The organism is Acinetobacter sp. ANC 4805, assembly GCF_022549495.1.
Lineage (GTDB): Bacteria > Pseudomonadota > Gammaproteobacteria > Pseudomonadales > Moraxellaceae > Acinetobacter.
This window is the reverse complement of record NZ_JAKZGD010000007.1, coordinates 62,154-84,762: the sequence shown is the minus strand read 5'-3', so window position 1 is coordinate 84,762 and position 22,609 is coordinate 62,154. Positions and strand designations below refer to the sequence as shown.

Genomic DNA, 22,609 nt, shown 5'->3' with positions numbered 1-22,609 from the left:
TGCTTAAATCCTTATAAGCCTTCTCGGTACACGCTAATTTGTCCGATACTTAAATCTGCATCCGAAGCCAAAGGTTGGCGCGGTACAAATGAAATAGGGAATGCATTTGTGTCAACGATCTGTTTATTCAGATGAAGTTCATCAAAATAGTTGGTGATATCGACAATAATATTTAACCCTGCTCCACCATGCTCTTCCTTCGCATTAGATGCTTTGCGAATCCCAAACAAACCGATTGATTCAACTAAACTGGTATTGTTCGGATTCTCATCATTTGCCAAAGTCGTATAGATATCGAGAATAATCCCTTCTCGATTGGCTTTAACATTTTCAAGTTTTAGAAACACTCGATCTGGCTCACTAACCCCCTTATCGGACAGCGTTTCTAAAGCCATAAAACTTTTTTGTAGCGTATTTTTCATTTTATGGTCTAAAGGAATTGTAACGTTGGTTAAGCCATCAATCTGCAATTTTTTTGTTGTTGCACCAATAAGCTCTGATGCAACAGGCTGCAAGTTTAATGGTGTCTTGAAGGACTCAAAACCTAAAAGTTTAGCTCGGCTCTCACTGGTCGATAGCATTTCTTGAGCAGCACTGACACCTGAACCTGCTGTATATTCATAACCAAGTTGAGTACCATTAACATTAATATCTAAGTTATTTTGAACATCTTGTGGCGTGTATTGCCACGAATCCCCTGACGCCAAAGGCATAATAAATTTTCGACCTGTAACAGGACCTTCTAGCCATTGTGCATCAACTGGGTTCGAGCGCCCATTGCCCAATTCCAACCAAACACTCCATAAACGGTCGATATTGGCATGGTGTAGATAGAATATTGGATCCAAACCTGCTGAATCAGGATCACTCATGATGCCATTATCACCACCAATATCATCATGCACCAAATTATGAGGCTTACTTTCTAGATCACCAAATATACGATTGGAGTGGGAGAATGAGGTTTCAGGTCCACCAAAAGCCTTAAAATTATGCGGTGTGGTAAATTGCAAGTCTTCTAAAGCGGTGAGTGTTATATCTTGGGCTGGTAGTGGGTGATAAGTTCCATACCGTTGAGCAACATAAAGTGGATTGACGCTACCATCAGGTAAATGTGTTCTTTCAAATGCTGGTGGCATGTATGCTGCATTTGGGTTTGTTGTATCGCTATAATCCCAAAATGGTAATGACCAATCTTGTGGTCCACCTTGATTTATGATTTCAGTTCTTAAAATAGATTCTATTGCGACAAGATAACCACGGTGCCATGGTACAAAGAACCATGTTCCATGCTGACATTGTTGCCAGTAAGTCGCTTGAACTTGTTGGCTCGGTAATTGGTCAACTGTAGGATCGTAATAACCAAAACCCTCCCATAGTTCAGCCTCAAAACCATGTATCCCTGCAAAAAAACGCCAACTTGTTGGATCATCCAATGCTCTGGTTTTTAAAGCACCAACCGCTTTAGCATACCAAAATAATATAGGATCATCAAAATCCCCACCATTCGCCCAAACGCTTTTTCTGATATATGTCATTTTATTTTCATTCCTTAATGATTGCTTATAAAATATCGACAACTTTGAAATTATTTGTTCAGATAATTATTTCTTTTAGAATAGAAATTTTATCTATTGTCACCTTGTTATTTTCTTTTAGCTCTTTACGATTTGAGATACTAATATTAATAAAACAATTATTCAAATGTTTTATATTTTTTTTATTTATAAAATTACTTATATCAATTGCATGATCTATTCCCCCATGATGTTCTTTTATAATTTTTTTAATTCCAAACAATGCAATTGAGTCAATATAGTTTTCTGCTTTAAGACTATCCATTTTGCGATCATCCAGACTTAGAAAGACATCTAAAACAATGCCTTCCTCATCTGTCTCTATAGAATAAAACTTCAACCATATCCTAATCTTATCATTTTTACGAGAAACTAAGTCACGGAAATTATTAAGCTTTAATGAAATAAAACCTTTATCACCAAAAACAATGGACTCATTTGTTTCAATAAAATTTTCTATCATAAAAGCATTATTCTTGTTATAAATTCAACAACCATGATAATATTAAACAGAAATAAATAAAAGACAAATTATTTTTAGTTAATATTAATTAAAATAATTCTTTAGTTAAATAAAAGTATATCACCTTATCTTTAAAAACCACAACACATCAATATTTAAAATAAAATTTAGCAGTTAATTTAGACAGTCCATTTTCATTAGATTTATCCTCTCATCTTTCAATCAAGTAATACAACACTCTTTCAACAAAATTCTCTTTGAACTTTTATTCCTCGGTCACTAATAATAAAGGCCTATTTCATTGATGCTTCATTCATAAAAAACTTTAAATTTTATTAAACCCATGACAACAAGGGGAATTTACATGGGATTCAAAGCTCTCCCTACATTTATTTCTTTATTTATTGGATTGCTGATCTGGTTCGTTGTTCCTGTACCTTCAGGTGTTGATCCTAATGCATGGCATTTGTTGGCAATGTTTATCGGTGTCATTGCCGCCATTATCGGTAAAGCAATGCCGATTGGTGCGATTGCCATTATCGCCATTACTTTGGTCGCCGTGACAGGTGTCACCAATGATAGTCCAAGTGGTGCAATTCAAGATGCTCTGAGTAGTTTTTCCAGCCCTTTGATTTGGCTAATTGGTATTTCGATCATGATCTCCAAAGGCTTACAGAAAACAGGACTTGGCGCACGCTTAGGCTATTTATTTATCGCCGTTTGGGGCAAGAAAACCATTGGTATCGGTTATAGCATGGTGCTGTCTGAACTAATTCTCGCACCTGTTACCCCAAGTAATACCGCCCGTGGCGGTGGGATTATTCATCCGATTGTACGTGCAATTTCCACTAGCTATGACTCTGATCCTGCTAAGGGTACAGAAGGTCGTATGGGGAAATATTTATCATTGGTGAACTACCAAGCCAACCCCATTACCTCTGCAATGTTCATTACAGCAACTGCCCCTAACCCATTAGTAGTTGATTTAGTAGCAAAGGCAACCAATAGCGAAATTTCATTGAGTTGGAGTACATGGGCAATCGCAATGTTAGCGCCTGGTTTAATTGCCTTGATTATCATGCCCTTGATCATGTACTGGATGTATCCACCTGAAATCAAAGAAACGCCAAATGCAGCTCAGTTTGCCAAAACCAAATTAAAAGAAATGGGTTCGGTGAGTAAGAATGAAATCATCATGCTCGGTGTGTTTGGTATTTTGCTGCTGTTATGGGCCGGCATTCCTGCCATGATCTTTGGTTCAGCTTGGGCGGTTGATCCCACCACGACAGCCTTTATTGGTTTGGCTTTGCTGTTGCTCACGGGTGTACTGACTTGGGAAGATATCCTGACGCAAAAAAGTGCATGGGATACGATTACTTGGTTTGCTGCTTTGGTGATGATGGCGACTTATTTAAATAAGCTCGGTTTAATCACATGGTTTTCAAATGTGCTAGAAACAGGGATTGGTCATTTAGGTCTCAGCTGGATGCCTGCCTGTTTATTGTTAATGCTTGCCTATCTGTATGCACATTATATGTTTGCCAGTACCACTGCTCATATCACTGCCATGTTTGCAGCCTTCTATACGGCTGGACTGGCATTGGGTGCACCACCGATGTTGTTTGCCTTAATGATGGCAGCAGCTTCTAGCATCATGATGACCTTAACTCATTATGCAACAGGTACGTCGCCTGTGGTATTTGGTTCGGGTTACACCACACTAGGCGAATGGTGGAAAGCTGGCTTTGTGATGAGTGTAGTGAATATCATCATCTTTGTGGTGATTGGCGGACTTTGGTGGAAAGTATTGGGTTATTGGTGATTTTAAATCCAAGAAACTCTTAAGAGAGATATGTCTTAAATAGAGATTTTATAAATCTAATTGCCTGATTATATAGCATTTAAATGATTAGCCCAGTAAAAACTGGGCTTTATTATTTTTAAGAATAATCTTTAACTTTCATATTATTAACAACTTGATTCAAAGGAAGCAACTCATCTACATTCCATTCCAAAGTTGGTATTTTATACCCTTTATGTTCACAACAATTAAAAATAAATTGTCTATTTTTCATACTTGTAGTAGGTTTAGACATACCTTTTTGTTTTTTTGCCAATATGCCGTACACCTCGACATTATAGGGTAAATGATTAAAATTAAGATTATGGACTGATATTAAATAATCAAGAAAATTTTTCCCTGAACGTATTTGATGTGCTGCGCCAGTAGCATTAAATGATTTCATCTCCAATATAAATACTTTTAATACATTGGTAACTTCATCTGGAATTAAAATTGTTAAATCATTTTTTGAACATATATCTGCGGTAGAAGAGTTAAAAATTTCGAATGGATTTAAGCTTCTACCAGAAACACTACATTTCGAATCTAAAGAATAGGAAAAGTTTCTAATATTTGCTTTAATTTTTAAAGTATGAGATTTAATAACACCTGCTTCATTATTTTCCTCAATAAGTTCAAAATTACTATAAACATTTTTTATATAATTTGAATTTATTAGATTATTCAAATTATTAATTAATTCACTTATTTTCAATTTCTATAACCCATCATCAAGCTGGAACTGTATGGAGGCAAATGACTCGTTCATAGTATTTATAACATCATCAAATGTATCAACCTGTATTCCATATCTACTATCTATAGGCATCCTAGTTGCATTACCATTTTCGAAACAATATGCTGCAACTTGGTCTATAGTCAATCGATCTCTTGAAGTATAGTTAAACTCTCCTAAAATTTTCTTTTTATTAGGAAAATCATTATTCAGCATAATTAATGAATTTATTTCTCTAATAAAGTAATCACTATGCGTGCTAATCGCAACTTTTATACCTTTATTTACTAAAAATGCTATTAAACGTGCCATATGACGTTGTGCATCGGGATGTAGATTAATTTCTGGTTCATCAATCATTAATAAATTATTATTTGCAGCTATATTATTCAAATATACCCATAAAGCTAAATTCGATTTAATTGCAGAGGATGCTAAATGAATGCCTAACTCATTACCATTAACATCTTGAAAATAAATATTGCCTTTATCCTTTCTAAAATTCACAGAAATAAAATTATTTAGATGTTGAAGACTTCCTGATAAGAATGAACTTTTAACTTTATAATCAAACTCCTGATCATTTAAGAAGTTAATATAGTCTTCTATAGGTTTCGAATAATAAGTTCTATTTAAAGTTTCATCTATATCTTTTGCCTTAAAATTATCTGGATTATTTAAATAATTATCAATATTTTTTTTCTGTGTATTCAAATCATTAAAAAAAAGATTGAGTCCTACACGCTCGGTAGGCATTAAGAATGCATTTTTTGCTAACGGGCTCAAAATTGTTTTTGCAATTATATTACTAATATAATTTTTAAAAAGGAATGTAGGGAATTCCCTACTTATAAAATTATTTCTTATCAATAACAAGGAAGTTCTAATGCTATAACTAACCTCAAATATTCCCTTTCTATCAATATCAATCAATGAAAGATCAAATACATCTAAATATTGTTTTTCAAACTCTTCAAATGTAAATTTAAATGAAATTTGTGAATCCTTAAAAGTTTTCGCATCAACATTAAAAGTTGCTGCAACTAAATTAGGTATTGCTTTATTTATTGAGTTAATTAAGTTTAGCCAATTTTCCCTAATAAAGTTCTTTAAATTAAATTCAATTACTCCATTATTTTTAAGGCTTTTAGCTAGATCATCGACAGCATCAAAGACTATTCGGTCACCTAATGATGCTAATGCCCATAGTGTATACATTGCATATGTTTTACCACTATTATTTTTTCCTGTAATTATTGTTAATGGTTTGGGTTCTAAAACAATATGTTTTATTGCGCCTAAATTTCGAATTTCAATTTTCATATGACAATCAATGTATAAAATGACAATTTAAATTAGTATCTTCAGTCTAACACTCAAATCTCTAATTACAATAAAAAATTACTATTATTTGACTTCACCAAAAAAAAATAAGAGCTGATTACTCAGCCCTTATTTTAGCTTTTTGCTCAAACAAAGCATAGCTTTGTTCTTGCGCTAGGAAAAGCCTTTCGGCTTTTCTTGATCCTAGCTTATTAAGTCAATTGAGCTGCTTGGATTTTCTTAGTATCAACTTGATCAGCTTCTTTTGTATATTCGCCCATCTTGTCGAAGTTTAAGTATTTGTAGATGTCAGCAGAAGCGCTGTCGATTTGCGACGCGTACTGTTGATATTCTTCTGGGCTTGGTAATTTACCAAGAACCGCAGCAACAGATGCAAGCTCAGCAGAAGCTAAGTAAACGTTTGCACCTTGACCTAAACGGTTCGGGAAGTTACGCGTAGAAGTCGATACACATGTTGTGTTCGGTGCTACACGTGCTTGGTTACCCATACACAATGAACAGCCCGGCATCTCTGTACGCGCACCAGCACGACCATAGATGTTATACAAACCTTCTTCCATCAATTGATGCTCGTCCATACGCGTTGGTGGAGCCAACCATAAACGAGTAGACAATGAACCGCTTGGTACTTTATCAAGTAACTGACCCGCAGCACGGAAGTGACCGATGTTCGTCATACAAGAACCGATGAATACTTCATCAATTTTGTCGCCTTGAACATCAGAAAGAAGTTTCGCGTCATCTGGATCGTTCGGGCAGCAAAGAATTGGTTCTTTGATGTCAGCAAGATCGATTTCGTAAACTTTTAAGTATTCTGCATCAGCATCAGCTTTCAACAAGCTTGGGTTATCTAACCACTTCTGCATGTTTTCAGCACGGCGCGCCATAGTACGAGCATCGCCATAACCTTCTGCGATCATCCACTTCAACATAACGATGTTAGAACGTAAGTATTCAGCAACTTTCTCTTCAGAAAGTGTTACTGAACAGCCAGCCGCAGAACGCTCAGCAGAAGCATCAGAAAGTTCGAACGCTTGCTCAACAGTCAAGTCATTTTCCATTTCTGATAAATCGATCTCAAGGATACGACCAGAGAAGATGTTTTTCTTACCTTTCTTCTCTACAGTTAAGTCACCCGCTTGAATTGCATAGTAAGGAATTGCATGTACTAGGTCACGTAGAGTGATACCAGGTTGCATTTTACCTTTGAACTTAACAAGTACAGATTCAGGCATATCAAGTGGCATAACACCAGTTGCAGCTGCGAACGCAACAAGACCTGAACCCGCTGGGAACGAAATACCGATTGGGAAACGAGTATGTGAGTCACCACCAGTACCAACTGTATCTGGAAGTAACATACGGTTTAACCATGAGTGGATAATACCGTCACCTGGACGTAAAGATACACCACCACGGTTCATGATGAAGTCTGGTAATGTATGGTGAGTTGTTACGTCAACTGGTTTTGGATACGCAGCAGTGTGACAGAAAGACTGCATCACTAAGTCAGCTGAGAAGCCCAAGCACGCCAAGTCTTTTAACTCGTCACGAGTCATAGGACCAGTTGTATCTTGAGAACCAACAGTTGTCATCTTAGGTTCACAGTAAGTACCCGGACGGATACCTTGACCTTCAGCTAAACCACATGCACGACCAACCATCTTCTGAGCTTGTGTAAAGCCTTTACCAGTGTCAGCAGGTTGTACAGGCGTACGGAATAAAGTCGAAGGTGCAAGACCTAATTCTTCACGCGCTTTCGCAGTTAAGCCACGACCGATGATCAAGTTAATACGACCACCCGCACGTACTTCGTCTAAAAGTACAGGGGTTTTAAGCTCAGCTTCTGCAATTTGTGCACCGTCTTTGAATGCAGTTACTTTTGCAGCAGCATGATCAATTTTCAATACAACTTCGTCGCCCATATTCATGTTAGCAACGTCGATTTCTACAGGTAATGCACCTGCATCTTCCATTGTATTGAAGAAAATTGGAGCGATCTTAGAACCTAAGCACACACCACCATCTTTTTTGTTTGGAATGTGTGGAAGTTCGTCACCGAAGAACCAAAGTACAGAGTTAGTTGCAGATTTACGAGAAGAACCCGTACCAACAACATCACCTACGTAAGCAACTTGGTTGCCTTTCGCGATTAAATCTTTGATTTGGTTTAATGGACCAACTTCACCTGGTTTTTCAGGATTGATACCATCACGCTCGTTTTTCAACATTGCGTTTGCATGTAATGGGATATCTGGACGGCTCCAAGCGTCTTGAGCTGGAGACAAGTCATCCGTATTGGTCTCACCTGTTACTTTGAACACAGTGATTTTGATTTCTTCTGGAACGTCAGCACGGCTTGTGAACCATTCTGCTTCAGCCCAAGATTGTAATACAGCTTTAGCCGCAGCATTACCTGCTTTTGCTTTGTCTGCTACGTCATGGAATGCATCAAATACAAGAAGTGTTTTCTTTAATGCTTCTGCTGCTAATTCAGCAAGTTCAGCATTGTCAAGAAGATCAACTAAAGGAGCAACGTTATAACCACCAAGCATCGTACCTAGTAAGTAAACTGCACGTTCTTTAGTTACAAGTGGAGAAGTTGCTTCGCCTTTTGCTAGAGCAGCCAAGAAAGCAGCTTTAACATAAGCAGCTTGGTCAACACCTGCTGGAACACGGTTTTCAAGCAAATCTACTAAATATGCTTCTTCACCTGCTGGTGGGTTTTTTAATAAAGTTACAAGTTCAGCAGTTTGAGCATCATCAAGCGGCTTCGGTGGGACTCCGAGTGCGGCACGTTCTTCAACGTGTTGGCGGTAAGCTTCTAGCACAGTGTTATTCCTCTTTTTTAAAAAATTACTCGTAAGTTCCAGCTTGCTACAAGCTTTACAAGTAATATGGACATTAAAATTTTACTAGACTTCGAGTTAAATGTTAATGGAACTACCGTATTTCTACGTGATGCCCATTATTTTATAGCGAAATGTTCGTCTATTTTGAATACCGCTTTGGTCTTAGATCAAAGCTCAATAAAACAACAGATTAGATCTATAAAAAAAGACAACAAGTGTTGTCTTTTCTGTAAATCCATTAAAATGATTTATACTTTGGTAGCTGATCATGTGGTGTTGCTAAGCATTGCGTTGTAAATTTTTGCTTCAACTGTTCACGTTCTGCATCGGGATTAGCCTTGAGCTGATCAATAGGTAGCGCATACACTGTATCAATAATTCCAAAGATAAATTTACGTGTTGTTTCATCTTCAATTTTAGTCGCATGTTCTATTGCTTGTTTTTGTTCAATTCCATTTTGGCGATCTAAAGTAATCGAACGTGCCGCATTTCCCACACTGACACAGTAGCCATGCCACTGTTCCGCTGGGGTTAATGGTTTTTTATCTGCACAGCCAACCAAAACCAAACCTATTGCAATCAATAAAACTTTCTTCATCATCATACTGCGACTAATTTGATGCACACATCATACTGAAAGTTGTTCATTTTGCAAAAAGAAGCGTTCAAATCTGCATGGGTCGCCATAAAAACATACAAATCATTTATTGCAGCGCATGTTATTACCAATCTTCTGACATTTTCCACCCGTTGCTGAAAGATACGTTCTCCCTGCGACAAAATTATAATGCTTACCCTGTGTATCCCAACATCTCACGCCATTACAATCTTTCACAGTAAATACCGTTTCAGATGCTGCTGTAATGGTTGCATTTGTTGTTGATTTAGCTGCTTGCGGATTCGGTGCTACCGTTGTTTTTAGGTCTTTTACATTTGATGTAGCAGCAATATTTACAACTCTTGGGGTTGAAGCCATAGCATTGACATTTTTTATTGCTGAATCAAGTTGCGGTTCTTGTTTTTGGCTAGGTGGTGGCGTCGCAGAATAAGTCGTAACACCTTTCGAATCGACCCATTTATAATATTCTTTCGCATTTGCTTGGAATGTAAGGCTTAGCAACGTTACACTCATGGTGACCAAAAGTTGACTTAAAGTGACAGATTTCATTCACCATCTCCAAAAAATGTCATAAATTTATTTATTTTTCAATGATTTGTGTAATTTTATCATATTTTTTTTAAATATCTACGATTAAAAAAAACCTGCTTTATTTTTTATAAAACAGGTTTGTAAAAAATTATTTAAAAACGCCAGTTATAGAATACATCGATCGCTCGTTCTAAGGATTGGCTTGCTTCTAGATATAGACGGCGATTCATTTGATAACGCAAAGTCAATTTATTTACAGGTGTAAATACGCCTATACCATAACGAATAAATAGGTCTGGTGTGATATAACCCGTTAAACTCACTTGTGTATCATCCCCTGTACCCTGTGCATCAAGCGCTAAACCACTTAGACCAAAGGTGCGACCAATCTGATTGGTTAATGCTCGTGTACCACCCAAGCCCATACTAATACCTGCCGCAGCAATCGTATTATTAACATCAGATTTAAAGCCTTCGGTATTACTTAAACCACTGCTTCCCTCATTGATACGACCTGTAACCAATGCATTTAGTGCTTCTTGTTCCGATAAACCCGCATCATTATAAATTTGAACATTCGGCACTGTTGCCGTACCTGTGACACGCAAACCGATCATACTACCTTGAACAGATTTATTGGCATCAATATCAAGTGTTGGATTGGCAAGTGGGCCATTAAAACGTGCAATTGCACGGTTCAAATCTAAGCTTTGACCATAAGCTTCAATTTTCACTTTTTGGCTGACCCCAATCGCACCATTCGCCCGCATCGCAGTTTCTAAACCACGTTGTGATAAATGTAAACGACCAACCAATGGAATATTACTTTCAAAGCCTTGGAAGATCACTTGATTGCCTAATGTCAGCGTCATATCCGCGCGAATATCCCAAGGTTTGGCTGCTTTCAATGTCGCAAGTAAATCTTGTCCTTGCTGCACGACTCGTACATCGGGTGAAATATTCACAACAGGTGCAGTGGTTTCTGGCATAGAAATACGTGCGCGTGGAACATCAATGGTTCCTTTCAAACTCAATTGTTGCTTAAATGGATAAACATCCAAACTTAAATCAGGTTGTACAATCGCCGTAATCATCGGGGCTTGTCGAATTAATAAATTGTCACCTTTCAACGTCAATGCAAGATGCGGATCTTCTTTCCAATCAAAGCTCCCTTTCAAGCGTCCAACCCCTTGTCCACTGTTAAATGCGCCATCAATACTGGCTGAGTCTTGTCGGATAGATGAATAAAGCTGAATATTATTCAGATTCACAGGAAGTGAAATCATGCTGATCGCGCCATTTTTTAAACGCATTTCACCTGTAAATTGTGGTTGAGTCAGTGTTCCATTCACTTTTCCTGCCAGTGCTAATGTGCCTGCCATTGAACGTACATCTTTAATAAAGGGTTTAAAGACTTTGAGTTGCACATCATCAAAAGCGACTTCACCACGCATTGGCATACCCGTTTGGAAAGGATTCACAATGACATTGGCATAACCCGTCCCAATATCAGGTGTTTTCATATCCACACGGAATAGCAATCCATCACTAACACTTTTGGCAATTAAACTTAATTCGTCATACGTGACTGTAGTAGCAATATCTTGAGGATCATCAGGTGCAAGACCAATTTCACCTTTACGAGTAATTAAACTCGCATCAAGTTTTGGACGACTGCCTTTTGCCCAAGATGCTCGAGCATAACCATTGAGTTGACCCGTAACAGCCAAGCCTTCTGGCATAAATACAGCAAAATCGTTCAAATCTAAATTTTTGGTAATAACAGAGAAACTACCTTTTGTTTGACTCATCCGTGCGGACTGATCCAAACAGACTTGGCTATGTAGACTCTGCCAACAATGCTGCCCAATATACAATTCAGACTGAGCAGTAGAATATATGATCGGTGCACTTTGATTTTGGACTAGATCAATACGGCGTGATTTAAAGTGACCTTTTTGTAGTTGCCCTAACCAATCATTGTTCTGGTTAAAACCACCTGCAAGCTGTACATAAAAGTTAGATTGACGATTTTTACTTTCAACTTTCAGTACATGGGCTTTACGCGTACCGCCTAGATTAATCGTTGCATTTTCAATTTCACGATTGCCGCTACGTAAATGATCAACTTTCGCAATCAACAAGGTCGGTGTTGCTTCTGAAGTTGGCAATTCACCTTGAATACGTAGCGACCGAATACTTGCCAATTCGTTGAATGCAAAATTATCAACAGCGATATTTGCAGTTGCCTTTAAACGTGGTTGCGATTGAACATTTAAGCTTCCATATGCCCGACCTTGCAGACCTGGATAAAGTTCATATAAGGCAGGCGCATTTAACTTAATTTTTAAGCTTTGTGCATTTCCTGTCGCTTGTAACTGATTTTGTGCATAGGCAAAAAATAAATTATTGGCTTCAAACTGTTGTGGTAAGAAACCTTTTTGATTGGAATCTAACAATAACGAGAGATTTCCACGTCCATGAATAGGTTTGTTATTGAGAAAACCTGCTGCATTTAGATCACGAATATCAATACGTTTAAGCTTTTCAGACCAAACACCTTGTGTTTTAACATGCCCCGAGAGTTCACCTCGAAGACTAGAAACAAAATATTGCGGTTTAAAGCGAACTAAAGATGCATTGATGTCCCAACCTAATTTATCTTTTAAATTAACAGCACCTGTAGCAAAAACCTTGCCTGCAACACCATCATGCTTTAGTTCATTGATTTTGATGTACTCAGGCGTACCTGCCACATTAATTTTTAACAATCCATTGCCTTGGTTCAGAGCATTGAGCGAACCATCGTAATTCACAGCAAAACTTTTAAAACCACCACCCGACTTTTGATCATTAAATAATAACGCCGTGGTACTTTTACCTTTTAAAGCAACAGTTTCGACACGACCTGATTGAACAATCCGACCGTTTAAATCAATCCGTTCAAGTTGAATAATTTGTTGATTTGGTTTTGCAAAACCCGTTGCTTTGATATCGCCATTCAATAAATTGACAGGTGCAGCAGCAACCACCGTTTGAGGATTGAAACTCTCTGCTTTAAGCTGTGCCTGCCATGCAAGCTGTTGCTTTTCTGTTGGTAATTTAACTTTAGCCTGCCCAGACAAGCTACCTTTTAGCGCTTGATAACGAAAATTTTCGACATTAAGAAAATTGGCTTTTAAGTCAAGACGAGCATCATATTGACCTGTTGGCAATAACGCTTTTTCATGCGGTTTGATAGTCGTCGAAACATAGATATTTTGTTGACCTTGTTTTAATGCAATATCGGTATGACCTTCGTCACTACTCAACCAACCAATATATGGCACTGCACGATCTATATCTTTCCAAGCAACATTTAACAGCATTGGCTGTAGTTTGTGATCTTTAGATGCAGCTTGATTTAATTTGACAGCCCAAGTTTCATATTGATCAAAAGCAAGCTGTGCATTGAGTGCCAAACCTTTTTCCATTGACCCAGATGAACTCAGATTTGCATCCAAATTAGGCGGTAAGAAATCCTGAGCAATTTTTGGCACAGTCTTATCTTTGGGGTTCAAGCGATCTAAACGCCCCTTAATATCCCATGAAACATGCTCATGCCAATTCACTAAACCTTTGAGCGCAACAGATCCACCCATTAACTGACCATTAAAATCTTGAATATTCAATTGATTCTTTAAGTCAGTATCCATTAATACATTATATTTGCCTTCAGGTATTTGCTCGCCTTTCAAATCGGTATCTAGGCTTAAAACTAGTTTTTGAATATCACCATTGAATCGTGCAACGCCATCTTTGGCAAATAACTTCTGTTCTTTCAACAATGGTAAATGATAGTTTTTGAATATTAATTCACCTTGCATTGGGACATGATCACGTACAGGATGTATCACCGCCCAGCCTGTGAGCAAATCAGGCGTTTCCGTCGCAACACCAGCCTTTAATGTATCTAATGAGCCTGCTGCAACCACCTTAATAGTATGAATATTTAAGCTTTTTAATGAAGGAAGCATCAGATCAGCTTTCGCATTGATTGGATATTTCCCACTAAAATCCATTTGCCCAGTGGCATTTTTGAAAGCCAAATAGCCCATATCCATTTTAGAGTCTTTAAACTCTAATTTTGTTCCAGACCACAAAGCATCTTTGAGATAAATATCATTAAAACCAACTTTTGCTGTTTGAGTCTTAATTTCAAGATGGTCTAAGGTCGCTTCATCGACACGTAATATAAATGGAAGTTTGATCGTACTAAAAGCAAATGGTTGACCCGACGGTGGTTTTTTATTAATAATTTTTAAATTTTGAACATCAGCATGACTTAAATGTATCTCTTTATTTAGGATAGCTCTCCATCCAAGAGAAACATCTGCTCGATCTAAAGAGACATCAACTGCTTTCAATTGAACTAAAATGTTTTTGAGGATGATTCCTCGGAGCAAATTTCCACCTTCATATTCATAGCGAATCATTTTCTGACTTTGTAGAACGCGATCTAATAGGAAGCGACTTCCTTTATCAGTGGAGATCATGACAATTAAAGAGCTCACCAATAATAAAAGTATGATCAGCAAGATCAGCGCAATACTACGAATAATGCGCCGTTCTTGTTTTGGTTCAACTGGTGGTGTTAGTTGCTGTTCTACTTCCGTCATAATCAACCTGAAATTGTTTGACCTTTTCTAAAGGAAATTTTTAAATTATTAAAGCTGTGAGCCAATGAAAAAATGCAATCGTATCGGGTTATTATCATTGGAAATACCCGATGCAACATCTAATCGTATTGGTCCAATTGGCGATCGCCAACGAATACCTACACCCATACTATATTCAGTTGGGTTGCTAAATTGTTTATCGTATGCATTACCAAAATCAGAAAAAATCGCTGCTCTCCAACCATCTTTAAATTGATAATTATATTCTAATGACCCAACCCCTAAAGCTTGTCCACCAATTTTAAAACCATTTTCTTCAGGTGATAAACTTTTGTAATCAAAACCACGTAAAGACTGGTCTCCACCTGTAAAGAAACGGAGGTTATAAGGGACTTTATTGAAGTCATCAGTGAAAATATAACTGGTATCGGCTCGACCAACAAATTGATGGTTTTCATTTTCGCCCAATGAATAAATAAAGCGCCAACCACCTGTCAATATCGCCATATTTGCATTTGACAATAATGACTCAGTCCCCATCTCAAGCTTATAAGTTTGTTTAAAGCCGATTGTTGGATTCAATCGAGAATTACTATTGGTCTTGGAAATTTCATATCCGAACAACAAAGACTCTTGCTCTGAATCTATTCCTGAAACTTTGAAAGCGTCAGGTAATTCATTAATATCAATATCACCCTTTTGAGTTAAACGATCTAGGCGGTAACGTACGCCAAATATATGTTGCCAGTCGCCAAGCGGATTTTTAATTACACGTTCTCCACCTAAAACAGCCGACTCAACCAATAAATTAATATCTGGACCAATATCATTACGCTCTTCACGCTCATAACCACCCACAAGGTTGAAGTAATCATTTAACGGATGTTTATAAGGGATACTGTAACGACCATCTATAGACTGACGAATTTGTGATACTTCAACGTTCGCATCAAAGGCATGACCATATTGGTTCACAATTGCACGTCGATACTGACTACGAATACGAGCGCCTGTATCCGTACCGTAACCAATACCTGTTTCTAGACTATTTAAACGATCAGCATTCAGCGTCACCACAACTGGAATTTTTTTCTCAATTCTTGTTTGTTCTTCAAGCTTTTGACGATCATCGTCATCATCTTCATGCTCAGGTGTTAATGGCATAGTACGTGCCAACGCATAGGCTTGTGGTGCTTGTCCTCCTGAGAATTGAGATTCATCTACAACATCCTGAGTGACTTCTTGTGAAGACGTGACTTTTTGCCTCGCTAGGTCTGCTCTTTGCTGACTATTCAATAGCTGTGATTGCTGTACTTTTTGCTGATCGACTAAAGCTTGTAAATCAGGTGCAAGCTCCAATGGGGACTGAACTGGATCTGGCTTTATCGTATCCACTAAGGTGTAGTTAAAATAACGGGTATTGGTTAAATTATTCGCCAAAGCATTCACACGCCAAAAGGCGTAATCATCACCCTCTTTCCACGGCGCTAGACTATCTAAAACTTTTTGAGTTAATGGCAAAGGTTTACTTGGATCACTCATACGATACTCAACTTGTTTAAGCTCGTATCGTTCACCAGTCTCGTATTTTAAATTAATCTCAGCAACTTTCTCAGGTTGGCTAATCTTGACATCATGCATACGCCAATAACTATCAAAGAAACCATTATCCGAAGCTGTATTCACGATCTTGGTTTTTGTGGTTTCATACTTGCCATGATTAAAAATATCGCCTTTATCTTGTTCTGGAACCAATCGTAAAACTTGGAATTGAGGTAAATTTTCACCAGCACCAGAAAACTCAATATTCTGATCTTTAATATGCACAGGATCATTTGGAGTAACAATCACTTTAACTTTGGTGTCACTAACACGCTCAAATTTATATGTCGCATTATAATAACCAACCGCCTGCGCTGCCTGATTGGTCAAAACTCTTAATTGGGGTAAAGCGACATTAAAATCTTCAAAAGATTCTTGAGTAAAACTTGAGAGCTTTGCTTTGATGTTGGTTGCCAAAACTGGAGGAGCACCTGTAACCTCGGCAGTAATACGAGGAATTTTTTCAGCACTCAACAAGTTCTCTGGGTGAAAACGATTCCATATTTTTCTAAAAAAACCAACTTTTTCAGTTTGCTGCTCATTCTGATTTTGAAACTCAGGCAATGTTCTACCTGCTGCATTCGCTTCTACAACAATTTTACTGTCTGTTTGAATCTCTTGTATGAGCTGATTAATATCAACAGGAGCTTTGGTAATTTCAAGCAATTCAGGTTGTGAAATATCATTAACAATTAATTCTGGACTTTTAGATAAACTATCTCGATATGTTTGTGCTTCATTTTTTGCATCTTCGGCTACACGAAAGATTTCGTTCGTCATCGCTTGATCAACAGGGATCACTGGCAGATTTTCTAAGTTGTCATCCAATTGAATTGGCTTTAACTCATTGATCTGATTGACGGACTGCTCTTGCTGTTTCAATGCCAATACACTGTCTTGTTGTGACTGACTAGAGACAAGCTGATTGACACTTCCAGATAAAGCAGCTGATGTGTTCGCGGCTTTTTCCTCAGGTTTAGTTGGGTCAAGAGATTGCGCAACCGTTTTATTAGTTGATGTATCCATTAATTGTTCTTGTGCACAAGCAACTGATATACAAGAACTAATTAAAAAAGTGCTACAAATAAGTTTAGGAAAACTCTGCATTTTAAAAATTAAATGCATAGAATGAACCAGTGGTAACTGTTTAAAATTAGCTTTAGATGGCATGTAGAACTCTAAACTTATTTTTAATTTATCGTTTTTGACAGGTGAAATAACTTCAAATCTTTGATTTTCATCCAATCAAACATAAAAGTATCATACATGCATTTTGTCGCATTTTTACAGTACGTCACATTTTTTTATAAAACACAATGAAGTGAACACATGATGAAACAAGATGAGCGCTTAATGACATCACGTCGGTTTGCCCCGATGTTTTTCACTCAATTCTTTGGAGCACTAAATGATAATGTTTTTAAGCAAGCTCTACTTCTAGTCATTACATATGGTTGGATTCAGCAACAAAGTGCGCCCGTGAGCACTCTCAATAATTTAGCTGCCTTATTGTTTATTTTGCCTTACTTTTTCTTTTCTGCAACCGCAGGGCAACTTGCAGATAAATATGAACGATCTCAACTGATTCGCTTCATCAAAATATTAGAAATCGTGATTATGCTGATTGGAACTGCTGGTTTTTTGCTTGGAAATCTATGGTTATTACTGTTTGCACTATTTTTAATGGGCACACATTCAACTTGTTTCGGTCCAATCAAATATGCCATTTTGCCTGAAATTCTAAAACAAGAAGAATTGATGTCTGGAAACGCGCTATTCCAATCGGGTACATCTATCGCAATATTATTAGGTATGATTTTAGGTGGCGCAGTGATTGCATCATCTGAAGGAAATTTACTCTGGATTAGTATCACTGTTGTGACGATAGCTTGCTTAGGCTATTTATGTAGCCGTTTTATCCTCCCTCAGAAAGTAGCGGCACCCGATCTAAAAATTGATTGGAACTTCATTCGTACCAGTTTTCAAACCATCAAATATGCCAAAAGCATTCCTGTTGTGTTTGTAATTTTACTAGGCAATTCTTGGTATTGGTTTTATGGCGCAACCTATTTAACGCAAATCCCTCAGCTAACACAACAAAATTTACATGCTTCAGAAAATGTCGTCAGCCTACTTCTTACCTTCTTCTCTGTCGGGATTGGTGTTGGTTCATTGCTATGTAGACGTATTGGTGGAACCGAAATCAACATCAAAATGGTACCTTATGGTGCGATCGGCTTAACCATTTTTGCCCTGTATTTAGCAGCGAGCCTCTCGTTTGTACCTGAGCGTACTGGTGATTTACTAAGTTTAAAAGATATTTTCACCCAAGGTGCTGTGTATTACCATGTTATGCTTGCTGTGACTTTATTGGGTATCAGTGGTGGATTTTACATCGTACCTCTGTATGCCATGATGCAAGCCTATTCGCCCCGATCACATCGAGCGCGTGTTGTGGCAGCAAATAATATTTTAAATGCTGTATTTATGGTTTCTTCAGCAGTTTTTTCAATTTTAGTCTTAAGCATTTTAAAAATTGATATTAAAATCTTATTTACGATTACGGCTGTTTTAAGTGCAATTTTCTCATTTTGGTTATTAAAACGTCTAGAACCTTTATTGGAAAATGCGCCCAATACTTTAGAGGATTAATATATGCGTCATTACACAGGTCTCGATAAACTTATTAATTCTTTTGATCAGGCTTTACGTAGTTTGGTGCCAGGTGCAACTACGGCTCAGCGGACAAACCCAGCAAATGATGAACCGTCACAATTATGCGTAAGTGATGCTCGCCATGTAGCAGGTTTAATGCGTGTCAACCATAGTGGAGAAGTCTGCGCCCAAGCGCTTTATCATGGTCAAGCACTTACGGCAAAACTACCACATGTTCGTGAAGAAATGCAGCAAGCAGCCATCGAAGAACAAGACCATTTGGCTTGGTGTGAAGATCGTTTAAAAGAATTAGACAGTCATACCAGTGTTTTAAACCCTATTTGGTATGGTTTATCGTATGGTATGGGCGCAATTGCAGGCATTGCAGGTGATAAATATAGTTTAGGTTTTGTTGCTGAAACTGAACGTCAAGTCAGCAAACATTTACAGGAACACATTCAACAACTTCCTGCACATGATGACCGTTCACGTAAAATCCTAGAACAAATGAATGAAGATGAATTACATCATCGTGATACAGCATTGAAAGCTGGTGGTGTTGATTTACCTGTACCTGTTCGCATCACTATGACAGCTATATCAACGCTAATGACTAAAACCAGTTATTATTTATAAAGTAGATTAGCATCTGAAATACAATACCATAGTCTTGAAATAATACGTGTGATTCATAGACATCTGTTCAATATAATTGGTGTCTATGAACGGAGAAATTCAACAACGACTCGCATGGGTTAAATTATTTGAAGAGATCAATTATGCTGCTCTAGCTTGTCAGAGATATAGTTTTTCTAGACCAATGTTACGCGAATGATGGAAACAATATTCTTAGCAAGGCATTAATAGATTAATTAGTCAGAATAAACGTCCTTAAAATCTCCAAATACTAAAATTAATACTGAGCTAGAAGTCTTAAGATTAGAAATGCACATACGGACCGATCCTAGGCAGGAATTTTTTCTGAAAAAATAATGCAACATGGGGTCAAATTCAGACCAAATAAATAAGAAAGATCCCCCAACTGAATGATTATTGAAAATCACCCCAACTTAATCCAAATTTCGCTAAATACTTTTTGACTCGATCACTATCATTGGTCGTATTACGCTGTTGGCGTGATGCAGCAAAAAGCTGCCGTCCAGCATCTGCCATCGACTTAGCATTTTCACAAACTTGAAGTACACCACGCAGTTGAATCTGATCAAACTCATCTACTTCTGCAAGCTGTGTTTGATCTAGATACTTCAGTAAAATATCTCGTTCTTTCATTTCACTTGAAGCAACCTGAATTGACCAAAGTTGCTTTAAACGCTGAATCTCTTTTTCTACTGTTTCCGAGCGAATCAACTCGCCACTGGATAAAGTCGCTAAGCGTGTGACACTTGCTGTCAAATCTCGGAAATTCCCTTGCCAAGATGCTTCCCTAGACTTGGCAAATTTCAAGTACACATCCAAAGCATCACGTTGAAACCGAAGTTGTCGTTGGTGTTGTGTCGCAAAACGTTGCAGTTCAAACTCAATATTCGGTGCAATATCCTCTACACGATCTTTTAAATTCGGTAAAAAGAAAGTCCATGTATTCAAACGCGCCCATAAATCCTCACGGAAACGCCCTGCTTGCACTTCAACTCTTAAATCTCGATTCGTTCCTGCAATCAACTGAAAATCAGCTTGCACTTCCTTATCACTCCCGACTGGGAAGAAAGATTTATCTTCGAGTGCTTTCAGCAACATCGCTTGCTCATCTAGCCCAAGCTCGCCAATTTCATCCAAGAATAAAATGCCTTGATCTGCACTTTTTAATAAACCTGTACGAGAAGCTGCTGCGCCTGTAAATGCACCTTTGATATGACCAAACAAGCTCGACATGGCGCTATCACCACGCAAAGTTGCGCAATTCACATCAATAAAACGCCCACTCAAATGAAATTTATCTTTCTTTAACTGAAAAATTTGTTTAGCTAAATGTGATTTTCCAACCCCAGTTGCTCCCATAATCAAAATCGGCGCACTCGAGCGTGTTGCAACCATTTCAACCTCAGTAATCAACTGATTAAAATCATGATTATAAGTTGAAATATTAGCTTTAAGCTGTTGCCAGTTTTGTTGCTGCTCATCCTCAAAACGTTGTTTTAAAACATCATATCGAGATAAATCCAAATCAATAACTCGATATTCACCCTGTGGTGTTTTTTGTTGATTCGGGGCACTTTGAAGCAGCTTTGCAGGTAAATAATTGGCATCGACCAGTAGATACCAACAAATCTGCGCTACGTGCGTTCCTGTCGTAATATGTAAAAGATAATTATTTTTCTCAGTATCAAATGAATAGGTTTTTACAAAATCATAAAGTGCGCCATATACCTCAGCAAAATCCCAAGGGTCACGAATACTAATTTTATATCCTGAAACTATGGTTTGAGGAGAAACTTCGACTGCATCTTCTCGAATAAAATCAACCAAGTTACGGTGTTGTCGATCATGCAATAAAACGAGTTCATCCACGATGAAATCTTCATGCATGAGTAGACTCAGCGTTGGACGCCAACGCTGCCAACGTTCAGGACGTTTTCCTTGATCTAAAGTAGAACCCACAAAGCCGATAACGATGGTTTTTTTTGCATTCGCCATGATTTCTATAATATTTTATAAATGCCTATAATATACAATACGCATTTCAGTGAAAAATTCCAACAATATGCTTCATTTTACTTTTTTAGGCACATCTTCTGGTGTACCCACACTCACACGCAACGTTTCTGCTTTAGCGATCCGTAACAGCAATAATAAAGACTGGATTCTAGTTGATGCAGGTGAAGGCACTCAACATCGGATTCAACAGGCTAAGCTCTCTTTACAGACTTTGATTGCGATCTGCATTACCCATGTTCATGGCGATCATTGTTATGGACTCGTCGGTTTATTGGCAAGCGCAGGCATGAATGCACGAACTGCGCCCTTAACCATTATTGCACCCAAACAAATTCAACAATGGATTGAAATAACTGCACAACTGACGGATCTGCATTTACCCTATCCACTGAAATTCATTGATGTGAATGAAGCGACTCAAATACAACAATTGACTGATGAGCTTTCGATTCAAGCCCACCCACTCAGTCATCGAGTACCGAGTTTTGCCTTTAGCATTATTGCCCAACATACTCAAAAGAAATTAGATACACAGGCTTTAATTCAATTGGGTGTGCCAAAAGGCAAGGCTTGGGGTGATTTACAACAAGGCAAAGATATCCAGTTCAATGAAAGGCTGTTGAAAGCAAGTGATTTTATTCAAATACAAACGCAGCGTATGCATGCCATTGTTGGTGGTGATAATGATCAACCTGAATTATTAGCTGATGCCTGCAAAGATGCTCAACTACTTATTCATGAATCAACATATACCCAAGTAATTTTGGATAAAGTGGGTAAAGGTCCAATGCATAGTTCCGCTAAAATGGTGGCTGAATTTGCGCAACAGCAGAATTTAAGCAATCTCATCCTGACTCATTTTAGCCCTCGCCATCAGGATAATATTGGGCAACAAGCCATTGCTGAAGAAGTTCGTGAATTTTATCAAGGCAATTTCTATTTAGCCGATGATTTTGATCAATTTAGTTTAAATGAAACAGGTCAACTTTCAAAAATCGTTGCATCATCATAATTTTTACTCCTATGTGATCTATCGATGAAAACCGCATATAGATC

The 22,609-nt window shown here is 37.8% G+C and carries 14 protein-coding genes; 4 read left to right on the top strand and 10 right to left on the bottom strand.

Translation table 11 applies throughout. The features are described 5' to 3' along the window. Positions 1-11: 11 nt before the first annotated feature. Positions 12-1,538, bottom strand: a complete 1,527-nt coding sequence (locus MMP60_RS10865) for a tyrosinase family protein (RefSeq protein WP_241336273.1) — start codon at positions 1,536-1,538, stop codon at positions 12-14. A 58-nt stretch (positions 1,539-1,596) separates the two neighbouring features. Next, complete coding sequence (locus MMP60_RS10860; protein ID WP_241336272.1) at positions 1,597-2,040, bottom strand: hypothetical protein; 444 nt, start codon at positions 2,038-2,040, stop codon at positions 1,597-1,599. Between the two features lie 364 nt (positions 2,041-2,404). Between MMP60_RS10860 and MMP60_RS10855 the strand changes: the two genes are divergently transcribed. Next, on the top strand, positions 2,405-3,862 hold the full coding sequence (locus tag MMP60_RS10855; RefSeq protein WP_241336271.1) for a DASS family sodium-coupled anion symporter: 1,458 nt from the start codon (positions 2,405-2,407) through the stop codon (positions 3,860-3,862). 118 nt (positions 3,863-3,980) lie between these two features. Here the strand turns inward: MMP60_RS10855 and MMP60_RS10850 are convergent, their stop codons facing one another. The 7 genes from MMP60_RS10850 to MMP60_RS10820 form a co-directional block, all read right to left on the bottom strand. Further along, on the bottom strand, positions 3,981-4,598 hold the full coding sequence (locus tag MMP60_RS10850; protein ID WP_241336270.1) for a 16S rRNA methyltransferase: 618 nt from the start codon (positions 4,596-4,598) through the stop codon (positions 3,981-3,983). Positions 4,599-4,601: 3 nt separating this feature from the next. Beyond that, complete coding sequence (locus tag MMP60_RS10845) at positions 4,602-5,942, bottom strand: AAA family ATPase (protein ID WP_241336269.1); 1,341 nt, start codon at positions 5,940-5,942, stop codon at positions 4,602-4,604. Between the two features lie 212 nt (positions 5,943-6,154). Beyond that, positions 6,155-8,794: a bifunctional aconitate hydratase 2/2-methylisocitrate dehydratase gene (locus MMP60_RS10840; protein ID WP_241336268.1), complete on the bottom strand. Its 2,640-nt coding sequence runs from the start codon at positions 8,792-8,794 to the stop codon at positions 6,155-6,157. A gap of 259 nt (positions 8,795-9,053) precedes the next feature. Further along, complete coding sequence (locus MMP60_RS10835; protein WP_241336267.1) at positions 9,054-9,413, bottom strand: hypothetical protein; 360 nt, start codon at positions 9,411-9,413, stop codon at positions 9,054-9,056. A 102-nt stretch (positions 9,414-9,515) separates the two neighbouring features. Continuing rightward, positions 9,516-9,983, bottom strand: a complete 468-nt coding sequence (locus MMP60_RS10830; protein WP_241336266.1) for a DUF4124 domain-containing protein — start codon at positions 9,981-9,983, stop codon at positions 9,516-9,518. A 134-nt stretch (positions 9,984-10,117) separates the two neighbouring features. Next, positions 10,118-14,623 (bottom strand): translocation/assembly module TamB domain-containing protein, encoded by a 4,506-nt coding sequence (locus tag MMP60_RS10825; protein ID WP_241336265.1) that lies wholly within the window; start codon positions 14,621-14,623, stop codon positions 10,118-10,120. 48 nt (positions 14,624-14,671) lie between these two features. Beyond that, positions 14,672-17,395: a BamA/TamA family outer membrane protein gene (locus MMP60_RS10820; RefSeq protein WP_241336264.1), complete on the bottom strand. Its 2,724-nt coding sequence runs from the start codon at positions 17,393-17,395 to the stop codon at positions 14,672-14,674. Between the two features lie 159 nt (positions 17,396-17,554). Between MMP60_RS10820 and MMP60_RS10815 the strand changes: the two genes are divergently transcribed. Together MMP60_RS10815 and coq7 are read left to right on the top strand one after the other, a co-directional pair. Further along, entirely contained in the window at positions 17,555-18,877 is a 1,323-nt protein-coding gene (locus MMP60_RS10815) for an MFS transporter (protein WP_241336263.1), read from the top strand. 3 nt (positions 18,878-18,880) lie between these two features. Then, the gene (gene coq7, locus MMP60_RS10810; RefSeq protein WP_241336262.1) at positions 18,881-19,516 is read left to right on the top strand and encodes a 2-polyprenyl-3-methyl-6-methoxy-1,4-benzoquinone monooxygenase; all 636 of its coding nucleotides are present in this window, start codon (positions 18,881-18,883) and stop codon (positions 19,514-19,516) included. Between the two features lie 414 nt (positions 19,517-19,930). On the opposite strand, the gene rtcR is transcribed toward coq7, so the two are convergent. Beyond that, positions 19,931-21,532: an RNA repair transcriptional activator RtcR gene (gene rtcR / locus MMP60_RS10805; RefSeq protein WP_241336261.1), complete on the bottom strand. Its 1,602-nt coding sequence runs from the start codon at positions 21,530-21,532 to the stop codon at positions 19,931-19,933. Between the two features lie 67 nt (positions 21,533-21,599). Between rtcR and MMP60_RS10800 the strand changes: the two genes are divergently transcribed. Beyond that, positions 21,600-22,565: a ribonuclease Z gene (locus tag MMP60_RS10800; protein ID WP_241336260.1), complete on the top strand. Its 966-nt coding sequence runs from the start codon at positions 21,600-21,602 to the stop codon at positions 22,563-22,565. The last annotated feature ends 44 nt before the right edge of the window (positions 22,566-22,609 follow it).